The organism is Staphylococcus sp. HMSC063A07, from assembly GCF_001836955.1.
Lineage (GTDB): Bacteria > Bacillota > Bacilli > Staphylococcales > Staphylococcaceae > Staphylococcus > Staphylococcus lugdunensis.
Map to the genome: position 1 here is coordinate 115,058 of NZ_KV830914.1, position 12,559 is coordinate 127,616.

A 12,559-nucleotide genomic window follows, 5' to 3' on the forward strand; every position below is an offset into this window, starting at 1 on the left:
ACCCTATGCTATAATTATGGACTGTGAGTAATGAAAATTATTCCTTGCTTATTGATAAAGTTAATAAGCCGCATAGACCACAAGGAGGTGCAATTATAAAATGAGAACATATGAAATTATGTATGTCGTACGTCCAAATATTGAAGAAGATGCTAAAAAAGCTGTAGTAGAACGTTTTAACGGTATCTTAGCTTCAGAAGGATCAGAAGTTTTAGAAGAAAAAGATTGGGGTAAACGCCGTCTTGCTTATGAAATTGAAGATTTCAAAGAAGGCTTCTATAACATCGTACGCATTAAAACAGATAACAATAGAGCGACTGACGAATTCCAACGTTTAGCTAAGATTAATGATGATATCATTCGTTACATCGTTATCCGTGAAGACCAAGATAAGTAATAATTAGACGGGGGCGCTTATATGTTAAATAGAGTTGTATTAGTAGGTCGTTTAACCAAAGATCCAGAATACAGAACTACTCCCTCAGGCGTAAGTGTAGCGACTTTTACTTTAGCTGTTAATCGTACATTCACGAATGCTCAAGGGGAACGCGAAGCTGACTTTATCAACTGTGTTGTTTTTAGAAGACAAGCAGAAAACGTTAATAACTATTTAAATAAAGGTAGTTTAGCCGGCGTTGATGGTCGCTTACAATCACGTAGTTATGAAAATCAAGAAGGTCGTCGTATTTTTGTTACCGAAGTTGTATGTGACAGTGTTCAATTCCTTGAACCTAAGAACGCACAACATGGTGGCCAACGTTCACAAAACAATGAATTCCAAGACTATGGTCAAGGATTCGGTGGTCAACAATCAGGACAAAATACGTCATATAATAACAATAACGCATCAAAATCTAATCAAAACGATAATCCATTTGCCAATGCTAATGGACCGATTGATATTAGTGATGATGACTTACCATTCTAAAAAAATGAACGCATGAAATAAAAAATATTAAAGGAGGCAGTTAACCATGGCAGGTGGACCAAGAAGAGGCGGACGTCGTCGTAAAAAAGTATGTTATTTCACAGCAAATGGCATTACACATATCGACTATAAAGACACTGAGTTATTGAAACGTTTTATCTCAGAACGCGGTAAAATTTTACCACGTCGTGTAACTGGTACTTCAGCTAAATATCAACGTATGTTGACAACAGCTATCAAACGTGCACGTCATATGGCATTATTACCATATGTTAAAGAAGAAAACTAATATATAGTTTATTATAAAACCCCGTAAGCATAGGCTTATGGGGTTGTTTTTGTGTTTTGAGAATTATAGAACCATTTATTAAAGGACCTGGGACATCATTATGTTTTAGGCTCTGAACTCTATATTGACAGTAGTTGACTGGAGTGCAAATATGTTGATACCAAGTTGTTTTCAATCTTAGTCAACCTTGCCAGGGCGAGACTACTCATTCATCATGAATGCTGTTCCGCTCCCATTACATCAACGTCCTAAGTTACAGTGGGGAATAACTATGTAGGTTAAGCGTGCGCAAGATTTCTTGATATACTAGATAGTATATAACTAATAGAACCAATTGTTCACTGAGATATATCAGAACGAATAATTGAGCTTTTAGACATATAGATATATTGGGTATGTTAATTTGCGTTCATTCGTGGCAAATATAATTAAAAGCCTATGGAGGTCATATATATGGAATTAATAGGTAAAATTATAGCGTTTACTATGGAGACTATTTCAAATTGATTGGGGAGTAACGCTCTATTGAGAGATATTAAGAATGGGTTTAAGAGAAAACGCAATTGAACCAAATACTCATATTTGATACAGTGATATTAAATATACATAGGAGGTTGTTAGAATGATTTACTTTCTTATAGCGTTTCCTTTGATAATGATGTTAATATTAATAGCCAAAGCTAAAAAGGAAAACAAGGATGAGTAAATTTTTAAAAACACTAGGCGATTTTATATTCATTATTGCTATCTTTGTGATAGGTACATATTTATTAAGTTATTTTAATATACATATAACTAATCGGCTTGCTGACAAAATAAGTTCGTTAAACATTATTAATATCTACAGTGATAATGGATTAAATGGACTTTTAACATTAGGGATTGTATTAGCGGTAATCTCATTTGTTTACGATATGGTTTTTAGAAAAGAAAAACAAAGTGATTAGTAAATAAAAGAGGGCAAAAAAAGGGCGTACTTTTGAAATAAAGGGCAAGAGTATGAATATTAACTCATTAATATTATAGCTATAAATATTGTTATATAAGCATTTTAATAGCGAATGAAATGATATAAAATATCCCTATATTAAAGAGGAAACCTCCGTAAGCATAGGCTTATGGAGTTATTTTTGTGTTTTGAGAATTATAGAACCATTTATTAAAGGACCTGGGATATCATTATGTTTTAGGCTATGAACTCTATATATACAGTAGTTGACTGGAGTGCAAATATGTTGATACCAAGTTGTTTTCAATCTTAGTCAGCCTTGCCAGGGCGGGGACTACGAATTTATAGTGAATGCTGTCCCGCTCTCATTGCAGTAACGTCCTATGTTACACTTATAATTAAGATGACTATAAGCGAGGTAAACGGGTTTGAATATTTATGTAGCTTTGCTATTAGGCTTATTATTTATAGTATTATATTCTGTAACTTGTACTTTTTTCTATAACTTAAATTATAGAAGGATATATAAAGGTAATAATATGAACAAAAGACAGATTTATATTAACCTATTAGTGCATGGGTTTATCGGTCTGTTATATGTAACAGTAGTAATTTATTTTTCTTATTTTAAATAAAAAGATCATTTCAGACGCTTGAACGGAATCATTTATTGTATGTAATTTGAGTTTGCAAGATCGTATAACATAATTGTATATTGATAAAAAGGCTTCATTTTCAGCTTTGGAGATATTTGTTATCATATGTGGTAAATATAAAAAGTATTTATGGAGGCCATACATGCGAAGTAATAATAAACGTTATTGGTTCCATAATACATGCAATAATCATATAATTTACAGAAAAGCGGATGAGAATTTCAGAAATAGCAATAAGAATAATTAGACAGGAGTGTAACTATGGCAAAGTATTTTACTTCAAAGAAAGTGATTTTGTACCTTTTAATCTTAATTATATTACAGCCAATCGCTTTTAATGTTTTAAATTTAGACGAATCTAAACTTCTAGGCATTATCGGTCATGTGATTATTATATTGATAGGTATTGCATTAATTTATTTACACGCTAAGTATAATAAAGATAGAAGTAATAATTAATTTTAAATCAACAAAGCAAACGGGCAAGGTTATTTTGAATACACTAATAATAAATTAAAAGAAATACATGTAAATAATACTAGTGAAAAATACTGATATATACAACGGCTATAACTAATTACATTTAAATACTGACATATAGTCATGAGTCAAAATAATATAAAAAGGACTGGGACATCATTATGTGTTAGGATTTGAACTAAATATTGGCAGTCGTTGAGTGGATTGAAAATGCACTTATACTAAGCTTTTTCAATCCTAGTCAACCATGCCGTGGCGGGACTACGAATTTATAATAAATGCTGTCCCGCCCCATTGCATCCATCAGGCCAATGATAATATTAGTACGTTTTACGATCTTGATACAGTATGCCCACGCCATAGCCACCTGTTCCAACTTGGTAATCAAATTTAATAATTTCGATATAAGGATTTTCTTCTAAAAATTGATTTACTTTCTTATTTAAACCATTTTCAGTCATTGTACTAAAGTTAATGAATTTCATCTTAATTATGCCTCCATATACGTATATTTTAATCATTGATTTTTACATAATTATAACATGTATTAGAATATAAAATTTAATATAATATGTTAGCTCGAATCATTTGTTAATAAGGTGTAAAGATGTTGTAAATTACGAGTCTGTGATAAAATTAAAGTATGTTCAGATAGGCGCGAACATAGTGAATATTATGCCTAATGTTATATGTGTTCTTACACATACAGCGCACCCGTCTTCCAACCCAGGGCGGGTGTGCGTTGTATAAAAATAACGCCTGAGACATAATGATAAGCTCCCTTCAACGTAGACATTGAAAAAATGAAAACTTTGAAGGGAGCTTTTTGATATTTCGTAATCATATATTGGCAGTCGTTGAGTGGATTGCAAATACGCTTATACTAAGCTATTTAAAATCCTAGTCAATCTTGCCGGGGCCGGGACTATGAATTCACAATGAATGCTGTCCTGCGCCCAATATAAACTTAGAGACGAATATCTACGTCTTCTAATTGTTGTTGATATTCTTGATATTTACTTTCCACAAATAATTCATATGGTGCATCAAAGAAATCGGCTAAATTCATAGCGTCTTTAAATTCTGGTTCATGTTGATGATTTTCCCACTCCCATAATTGATGTGGCTCATAATGTGTACCATATTTTTTATTTAATAAATCTGTTAATTCATTAATTTCTAAGTTACGTTTTGTTCTTAAGTTAAATAAAGCATGTGAGCTCATAACATAACCTCCAATAAGTAATAGTCCTTTATATATTCTTGATATTTATATATATTATGCCTATTCTCAAAAATAATCAACTTATTAATTTTGGAACTTCAAAATAGCATTGTTATATAATAAACGAATTTAACAGCGCGTTTTTTGTGCATCATTCATGTATAATTGCTATTATTTCGTAATTTTTTTAAAATGTTTGTAAATACACAATAATTAGAAAAGGACTTGTTGATATTTATGAAAACGTCATGGATCATATGGTGGATTGTGACTGTTTTTTGGATAATTACGTTTGCAGGCATGTCGTTGGCTATTTTGATTCGGAAAGTAGATGGTTCTGGCATGGTACAGTCACCTGAAGCTCGAATGTACGCTTTGATTGTACTTTTAATCGCTTACATTATTCCATTTATAATTCAGATTGTATGGCTGATTATTAATATTATCGTTAAATACAGAAAGCGGTAAAACACGAGGAAAGTTATATAGATTCCATAAAACCAAGTTTTAAAAAAGTTTATATAAAAATGCTATAAATTTTGTTGTGATGTTTATATTGTCGACAGAGTGGTATACATAAGGGACATAATAATTTAATTGATGAAGGAGAGAATAAATTATGGGATTTATATTAATGCTTATAGTCGGCGGATTAATTGGTTGGGCAGCAGGTGCCATTTTAGGTAAAGACATTCCAGGTGGTATACTTGGTAATATTATTGCTGGTATTGTAGGTTCTGCTGTAGGTAGTTGGTTACTAGGACATTGGGGACCATCTATTGCTGGTATTTACATTTTCCCAGCATTATTAGGTTCAATCATTTTAATTTTCTTAATTTCTTTAGCTTTAAAAGCATTAAGAAAATAGACATCGTATCATTTGAGCGACTGTATCAAGTATCGTAAAGACGGTACTGGTATAGTTCGCTTTTTTATTTTAATGAGGTTGTTCATATGGGATTTACCTTAAAATACATAAAAAAAAGAGGATGACGTCGGGTTAAGGCGTCATCCAGGAGTATTATGTTCATGAATATAAAAGACTATGTAGTTATCTCTAACTACAGTTATATTTTAGCATGATTACATGTTACTAGCAATAAAAATAGTGATAATAATTAGAAATTTTGCACAATGAAATTACTTAATAATGATATTTTTTTAATAATAATTGTATCACATTGATGTATTCAGGTATGATACAATTGTTGTGATTGATTCATCAAAGTAACAGTCTTAAAATCATGTTGGTTTGTATCATAGTTTGCCCAACAAAAGTATTGTGATAAGAGACATTAAAATTATAAATATATTCTGCAGCATGAAAGGTAATAGACTATGAAAATATATTTTGTTAGACACGGAGAATCACAAGCTAATTTAGATAATCATCAAGGTAAGACATACTATTGCGGACAACTTGATGTTGATCTCACACAGACGGGAAGAAATAGTGCACAGGCACTTGAATCTTATTTTAATACTAAAGATATTCAGCATGTCTATGTGTCAGATTTAAAGCGCACAGTACAGACGTATAGCTGTATTTTCCCATATGATATTCCTACGACGCTAACGCCATTGCTTAGAGAACGTTCCCTAGGTGTATTTGAGGGGAAAAATCAACAAGAACTCGAACAGATATCCGAATATAAGAAATATTTTACCCAATCATCATATATGAATTTTAGAAATAGCTATACTCAACGTGTACCTCAAGGAGAAAACTATCAAGACGTTATTGATCGTTTTGAAGCGTTTTTTAATCATACCGTCAATTCGACGTATGATACTATTGTAGTTGTGGCGCATCAAATACTTATTCGCTGTGCCTTAGTGTATTTAGGTGTATTAAAACGTGAAGACGCCAAGCAAATACATATTGAAAACTGTAAACCCATTGTGGTAGAAATATAAAATAAGGAGCGGGACAGCAATCATGATGAATGAGTAGTCCCGCCCCGGCAAGGTTGACTAGGGTTGAAAAAGCTTGGTATCATCGTATTTTCAATCCAGTTCAACTACTGCCAATATTTAGTTCATAGCCTAGAACATAATAATGTCTCAGGCACTTTCTGCCAAAAATAAAGAATTTTAATGCTAGAAAATGATATATTAACCGAGCGTATTTTTGTCACGTATTTAATATAAATTAAGCAGTAGTATAACGATGGCAATAATGATATCAGTAACAACAATACCCATATTCTTTTTATAAATATTAGGAATGACGTTAATCAATAAGCCGATAATTAATAGTATAGGAATAATCAATTTAGGCAAATCAATAAAAAAGCTAATAATTAGGATAATTAAGGCTAATAACATACATATTGTTGATATATAATTTAAAATTTTGCAAAACAAAGGTTCATTATAATAATCTTTGTCCATATAGTGATACCCTCCATAGTGTTATTATTTCACTATAAAGGGTATCATAATTTGTTTGTGCTACCAACTTTAATCAATATTCTTAACATATTATTTAAATTATGAATTCAACATCATTTCATGTGTCATCTAAAAAGTCGCTTAGCGGTATGAGCATCGCATGCAATTAGAGTAAACTGAGACATCAATAAACTTATGCCTTAGTTTTATTTATCAAAGACATCAGTCTTAATATGTTTATCGTTTAAGAAAGATTTGATTTTGTTTTGAACTTTACCATTTACATCACCAGCATAATGTGTTGGAACATCTACTACATTAATTGAGTTTTGTGGTTGATAGTTTAATTCTTCAATAGATTTATCAACATCAGAAATGGTGCTATTTAAAGCATGAAAATACTTAATGATACGTTCGGTATTTGCTTCGTATCCCTTTGGCAGGGTATTATTTTTTACAAAGTTTTTGAAGTGCATATCGTTTTTAACTGCATTATTAGATAATTGACTTAACTCTTTAGCCTGCTTGTCAGTTACTTTATTTTGACTATCAGATTGCTTATCTAATTTACTTTGCATTAAATATTTATTGTCAAGGATAATTGAATTAACATCTAAATATTTTTGGATCGCTTGATTCATCTCTTTTTCACTGAGTTTTTTATTTTGTTTATTAGAAGAAAAGATGTCTTTTTCAGTTATTTTTTTAACATTTTTGGGTGCATGGATACCATTTGCGTGGTGGTCATTATCATCTATATCACCATTTGAGCAAGCGCTTAAGACGAGCATAATAGTGAATAATAAAGCATAAATTATTCTTTTTTTCATCGTATTTTGTATACTCCTTTATAACTATCGCATGAATGTTTGTTTGCATACATAATAATAGATTATCACGTATATCACAATAAATGAACGTTTACGATATATTAAATTTTATAATATGAAGAAAATATGGCGATAATTTGTATGGATATTAAAGTTAGTGTCGTAGAGTGTATACTTATTGGATTCATTAGAAAGTTTTTGCTGATGCAAAATGATGAATAATGAAAGATCTTCAAAAGACTGTGAAATCATTATGTTTTAGGTTATGAACTAAATATTGGTAGTAGTTGACTAGGAATTCATAATGAATTCTGTCCTGTTCCCTTGGCTCACTTCATCATTTTAAAACATAAAAAACGAACCTCATTATCGAGGTTCGTCTTTAAAGATATTGTTGATAGGTGGGCTAATTTAATTAATTTCGGATGAGATAATCAAATGCGTTTAATGCAGCATTAGCACCTGATCCCATAGAGATAATAATTTGTTTATTTTTTTGATCTGTTACATCTCCTGCAGCAAAGATACCAGGAACGTTAGTTTGATTATTGCGGTCAGTCACAATTTCTTTACGTTCATTAAGCTCAACTGCATTTCCTAACCATGCTGTATTAGGAACTAATCCAATTTGAACAAAGATACCATCTAAAGTTAATTCTTTAATTTCATTAGTTGACATATCTTCATATTGGATACCAGTCACATGATCATCACCAAGAACTTCTGTTGTTCTAGCATTTGTTGTAATATCAACATTAGATAATGAACGAAGACGTTCTTGTAACACAGTATCTGCTTTAAGCTCTGGTGCAAATTCAAATAATGTAACGTGTTTTACTATACCAGCTAAATCAATGGCTGCTTCAACACCTGAATTACCACCACCGATAACTGCCACATTTTTATTTTCAAAAAGTGGACCGTCACAGTGCGGGCAGAATGCCACACCTTTATTGATTAGGCGATCTTCTCCAGGAACATTGAGTTTACGCCAACTTGCGCCCGTTGAAATAATCGCAGTTTTTGTTTCCAATACTGCATTATTTTCGAGTGTAACACGAATAGCTGAATCTGTTTTTTCGATATTTGTGGCACGAATACCTGTCATAGCATCAATGTCATATTGCGCAATATGATCTGCTAAATTAGATGAAAACTCACTACCAGTCGTTTGTTTAACTGTAATAAAGTTTTCAATGCCAGCTGTATCATTAACTTGACCACCAATACGGTCAGCGATAATTCCAGTGCGTAGGCCTTTGCGGGCTGTGTAAATAGCCGCACTACCACTTGCTGGTCCACCACCTATGATAAGTACATCATAAGGGTCTTTATTTTCATATTCAGAAGCATCTTGTGTGCTACCTAGTTTAGATAAAATATCTGAAATTGTCATGCGACCATTGCCAAACTCTTCACCGTCTAGGAAAACAGCGGGCACAGCCATGATATTTTCAGATTCATCGCGGAAAATCGCACCATCAATCATCGTATGCGTAATGTTAGGGTTAATTACACTCATTAAGTTTAATGCTTGAACGACATCTGGGCATTTTTGACACGTTAAACTAACATAAGTTTCAAAGTGATAGCTACCATCTAGTGCTTTGATTTGATTAATAATGCTTTCTTTTTCTTTAGGAGCACGACCACTTACTTGTAAGATAGCCAAGACTAGTGAATTGAATTCGTGGCCTAATGGAATACCGGCAAAGGTAATGCCGGTTTCTTCATTAGGACGATTGACTGAAAAACTTGGTGTACGTTTTAAGTCTTTTTCAACGACTGTTATACGCTCTGACATGCCTGAAATCTCATCTAAGAGATCTTTTAATTCTTTGGATTTATCGTCGGAACCAATGCTCGCTACAAATTGAACATCGCCTTCCATTAAGTCAAGAAGTTGAGACAATTGTTGTTTTAAATCTTTGTTAAGCATGCTTTTCGGATGCCCCCTTAAATTTTACCTACTAAATCTAATCCTGGTTGTAGCGTTTCTGAACCTTCTTCCCATTTAGCTGGGCAAACTTCACCTGGATGTTGACGAACATATTGAGCAGCTTTGATTTTGTGTACTAATGTGCTTGCATCACGGCCAATACCGTCAGCATTAATTTCAGCTGCTTGAACAACGCCATCAGGGTCTATAATAAATGTACCACGTTGAGCTAGACCTGATTCTTCATCTAATACGTCAAAGTTACGTGTAATAACTTGTGATGGGTCACCAATCATAACGTATTGGATTTTACTAATCGCATCTGAATGGTCATGCCAAGCTTTGTGTACAAAGTGAGTATCTGTTGAAACTGAGAATACATTCACACCTAAATCTTGTAATTGATCGTATTGATTTTGTAAATCTTCTAATTCAGTAGGACATACGAATGAAAAGTCTGCTGGATAGAAGCAAACAACACTCCATGAACCTTTTAAATCATCTTGAGAAACATCTTTGAATTCGTCTTTCTTTGGATCATAAGCTTCTGATGTAAACGGTAAGATTTCTTTGTTAATTAATGACATAGGTAAATTCCTCCTAAATTTGATTGTAGATTGTGAATTAGAATCACTTCTTGATTATAATAATTCTAATCTCTTAATCGCTATTATCACATGGCAAGTTTAAATAGTCAACATAAGTAACTCACTAAATTATCAGAAAATAATTAGGATATGAATTAAGCTTAATAAACTTCAATAATTAGAATTAAAGTTCACAAATTATACAAGAATTTAAAAATATATTCATATTACCATTTAACCTCTTTTAACCTTGGCAAAACATGACAAGAAATTCTAGACACAAAAAAGTGGCAACAGCTACATACTTATTATAGTTATTGTAGGTTGCCACTTTGGAATTAAAAGAATGATTAGTTTAGAAAGGTTTGTGAACCTAATTACTTCTGTGTTTAACATAAGGACGATCATAGATAATAATTAATATTATATGTGAATCTTTGTTTACAATTTTATCAATTAGATATTCATTTTCTCAATTAAATAGTAGTTAAGAATTGCTGTTGAATATCATAAATTAAATCATATCTTAATTTGTAACGGTTATGTCAACAGAACCAACTTCGCCATAGCTTGCTGTATAATTACCTTCTTCTAAAGTTAATGGCGAGATAAAAGTTCCTGATGATATGATTTGATCTTTTTTCAACTGCTTATCTTGAGACTGTAATTTATTGTTTAACCATTTTACGGATTCAATAGGATTGCCTAATACTTCATTTGAAAGGCCAGTTGCGATTTCTTTGCCATCTTTTACTAATGATAACGGAATATTCGCGAATGCATCGTAGTCTAATGGGTCAACAAATTTGCCAACTACAATAAGACCTGTCGCTGTATCGTCTGAAATAAGATCGGCTAAAGTGAAATTAGGGAACCAATCGATATATCGCGCATCAGGTATTTCAATGCCTGCCGCAACTTTAACATTAGATAAAATAGTTAGATTATCTGCGTCTTTAGGTAAGTCTGCCGTCAGTTTAAACATAATTTCTGGCTCTAACAAAGGACTAAATAATTTAGATAATGAAATTGTGTCGTCCCCTTTGACTACTTTACTTGATAAAATAGTGCCGTAAGCGGGTTCGTTGGTATTGGCAATCGCTTGAGTTGCCGCACTGGTCATACTTACTTTATAACCAGCTACTTTAGAACCTTCATAAGATTGTAGTTGTTTAATTAAATCATCTTGCGTATGATAAGCTTCACTCTCATTTAATGAATAAGATTTACTTATAAACTCAATAGGTTGATGCGTTTTAAAAGCATTAAATAAAGCTGAAGATACGTGTTGATTAGCTTGAGTCATACTATCATCGCTCCTTAATATTCTGAAAATTTCTACTATTATGATAACGATATTTAACTTTGATGGCAAATGTTTTTAATTTATGACTAAATGGGTATGAAGCGAGTAAACATACAATTTAACAAATCATTGTTATAATGAAGCAACGATAAAGGAGTGGATAATGTGTCAGAATATGCATATGAATTGATGAAAGAACATCATTCTGTGAGACAATTTAAAGATAAACCATTAAGTGATGATGTCGTAAGAAAATTGGTTGAAGCAGGTCAAAGTGCTTCAACGTCAAGTTACTTGCAAACATATTCCATTATTGGCGTTGATGATCCTCAAATTAAAATAGATTTAAAAGAAGTATCTGGACAGCCATACGTTGTCGATAATGGATATTTATTTGTGTTTGTGCTTGATTACTATCGTCATCAAATGATTAATGAACGCACAGATAATGATATGACAGGATCATTTGAATCGGCAGAAGGATTGTTGGTAGGTACGATTGATGTAGCTTTAGTCGCTGAAAATATGGCAGTCGCTGCCGAGGATATGGGTTATGGCATCGTTTATCTGGGCTCATTGCGCAATGATGTTGGTAGAGTGAGAGACATTTTAGACTTACCTGAGTATACCTTCCCGTTATTTGGTATGGCTATAGGTGAACCAGCCGATGATGAGCAGGGGACACCAAAACCACGATTACCATATGATAGTGTGTTCCATCAAAATAAATACAACTCAGATAAAGACAATATCACACGTGTATTAATAGAATATGACCAGTTAGTTAGCGACTATTATAAGAAGCGCACAAATGGTACACGAGTAGAAACCTGGTCCGACCAAGTTCAGGCTTTCTTAAGTAATAAACCACGTCTAGATATGTTAGAACAATTAAATAAAGCGGGGTTTATGAAACGATAATCATTGATATATAGAATAAAAGAAGCTGGGACATAATTATGTTTTAAGTTATGAA

General features: G+C 32.4%; 16 protein-coding genes. 9 read left to right on the forward strand and 7 right to left on the reverse strand.

The genetic code is table 11. The features are described 5' to 3' along the window. Positions 1 to 100 precede the first annotated feature (100 nt). The 5 genes from rpsF (at position 101) to HMPREF2597_RS04725 (ending at position 3,281) form a co-directional block, all read left to right on the forward strand. On the forward strand, positions 101 to 397 hold the full coding sequence (rpsF, locus tag HMPREF2597_RS04700; protein ID WP_002461101.1) for a 30S ribosomal protein S6: 297 nt from the start codon (positions 101 to 103) through the stop codon (positions 395 to 397). A 21-nt stretch (positions 398 to 418) separates the two neighbouring features. Further along, on the forward strand, positions 419 to 928 hold the full coding sequence (gene ssb, locus HMPREF2597_RS04705) for a single-stranded DNA-binding protein (protein WP_002461102.1): 510 nt from the start codon (positions 419 to 421) through the stop codon (positions 926 to 928). Positions 929 to 974: 46 nt separating this feature from the next. Then, on the forward strand, positions 975 to 1,217 hold the full coding sequence (rpsR, locus tag HMPREF2597_RS04710; RefSeq protein ID WP_002461103.1) for a 30S ribosomal protein S18: 243 nt from the start codon (positions 975 to 977) through the stop codon (positions 1,215 to 1,217). A 698-nt stretch (positions 1,218 to 1,915) separates the two neighbouring features. Further along, positions 1,916 to 2,164: a hypothetical protein gene (locus tag HMPREF2597_RS04720; protein ID WP_002479242.1), complete on the forward strand. Its 249-nt coding sequence runs from the start codon at positions 1,916 to 1,918 to the stop codon at positions 2,162 to 2,164. A gap of 919 nt (positions 2,165 to 3,083) precedes the next feature. Then, positions 3,084 to 3,281, forward strand: a complete 198-nt coding sequence (locus HMPREF2597_RS04725; protein WP_002461105.1) for a hypothetical protein — start codon at positions 3,084 to 3,086, stop codon at positions 3,279 to 3,281. Positions 3,282 to 3,622: 341 nt separating this feature from the next. On the opposite strand, the gene HMPREF2597_RS12750 is transcribed toward HMPREF2597_RS04725, so the two are convergent. After that, positions 3,623 to 3,787: a hypothetical protein gene (locus tag HMPREF2597_RS12750; RefSeq protein ID WP_002479244.1), complete on the reverse strand. Its 165-nt coding sequence runs from the start codon at positions 3,785 to 3,787 to the stop codon at positions 3,623 to 3,625. A 482-nt stretch (positions 3,788 to 4,269) separates the two neighbouring features. Further along, positions 4,270 to 4,527: a hypothetical protein gene (locus tag HMPREF2597_RS04730; protein ID WP_002461107.1), complete on the reverse strand. Its 258-nt coding sequence runs from the start codon at positions 4,525 to 4,527 to the stop codon at positions 4,270 to 4,272. A 237-nt stretch (positions 4,528 to 4,764) separates the two neighbouring features. Between HMPREF2597_RS04730 and HMPREF2597_RS04735 the strand changes: the two genes are divergently transcribed. The 3 genes from HMPREF2597_RS04735 (at position 4,765) to HMPREF2597_RS04745 (ending at position 6,444) form a co-directional block, all read left to right on the forward strand. Beyond that, positions 4,765 to 4,995: a DUF3923 family protein gene (locus HMPREF2597_RS04735; RefSeq protein ID WP_002461108.1), complete on the forward strand. Its 231-nt coding sequence runs from the start codon at positions 4,765 to 4,767 to the stop codon at positions 4,993 to 4,995. 148 nt (positions 4,996 to 5,143) lie between these two features. Beyond that, the gene (locus HMPREF2597_RS04740) at positions 5,144 to 5,395 is read left to right on the forward strand and encodes a GlsB/YeaQ/YmgE family stress response membrane protein (RefSeq protein ID WP_172412362.1); all 252 of its coding nucleotides are present in this window, start codon (positions 5,144 to 5,146) and stop codon (positions 5,393 to 5,395) included. A gap of 470 nt (positions 5,396 to 5,865) precedes the next feature. Further along, positions 5,866 to 6,444 (forward strand): histidine phosphatase family protein, encoded by a 579-nt coding sequence (locus tag HMPREF2597_RS04745; RefSeq protein WP_002461110.1) that lies wholly within the window; start codon positions 5,866 to 5,868, stop codon positions 6,442 to 6,444. Positions 6,445 to 6,669: 225 nt separating this feature from the next. Here the strand turns inward: HMPREF2597_RS04745 and HMPREF2597_RS04750 are convergent, their stop codons facing one another. The 5 genes from HMPREF2597_RS04750 to HMPREF2597_RS04770 all read right to left on the reverse strand — a co-directional run bounded on the left by HMPREF2597_RS04750 (position 6,670) and on the right by HMPREF2597_RS04770 (position 11,583). Next, positions 6,670 to 6,921 (reverse strand): hypothetical protein, encoded by a 252-nt coding sequence (locus tag HMPREF2597_RS04750; RefSeq protein WP_002461111.1) that lies wholly within the window; start codon positions 6,919 to 6,921, stop codon positions 6,670 to 6,672. 206 nt (positions 6,922 to 7,127) lie between these two features. Then, positions 7,128 to 7,751, reverse strand: a complete 624-nt coding sequence (locus tag HMPREF2597_RS04755) for an NDxxF motif lipoprotein (protein WP_002479245.1) — start codon at positions 7,749 to 7,751, stop codon at positions 7,128 to 7,130. Between the two features lie 415 nt (positions 7,752 to 8,166). Beyond that, on the reverse strand, positions 8,167 to 9,690 hold the full coding sequence (ahpF, locus tag HMPREF2597_RS04760) for an alkyl hydroperoxide reductase subunit F (RefSeq protein WP_002461113.1): 1,524 nt from the start codon (positions 9,688 to 9,690) through the stop codon (positions 8,167 to 8,169). Positions 9,691 to 9,707: 17 nt separating this feature from the next. Further along, positions 9,708 to 10,277 carry an alkyl hydroperoxide reductase subunit C gene (gene ahpC, locus HMPREF2597_RS04765; protein ID WP_002479246.1) on the reverse strand — a complete coding sequence of 190 codons (570 nt, stop codon included), beginning with the start codon at positions 10,275 to 10,277 and terminating at the stop codon, positions 9,708 to 9,710. Between the two features lie 526 nt (positions 10,278 to 10,803). Further along, the gene (locus tag HMPREF2597_RS04770; protein ID WP_002479247.1) at positions 10,804 to 11,583 is read right to left on the reverse strand and encodes a 2-keto-4-pentenoate hydratase; all 780 of its coding nucleotides are present in this window, start codon (positions 11,581 to 11,583) and stop codon (positions 10,804 to 10,806) included. A 165-nt stretch (positions 11,584 to 11,748) separates the two neighbouring features. Here HMPREF2597_RS04770 and HMPREF2597_RS04775 point away from each other — a divergent pair, with 165 nt between their 5' ends. After that, entirely contained in the window at positions 11,749 to 12,504 is a 756-nt protein-coding gene (locus HMPREF2597_RS04775) for an NADPH-dependent oxidoreductase (RefSeq protein WP_002479248.1), read from the forward strand. Positions 12,505 to 12,559 lie beyond the last annotated feature (55 nt).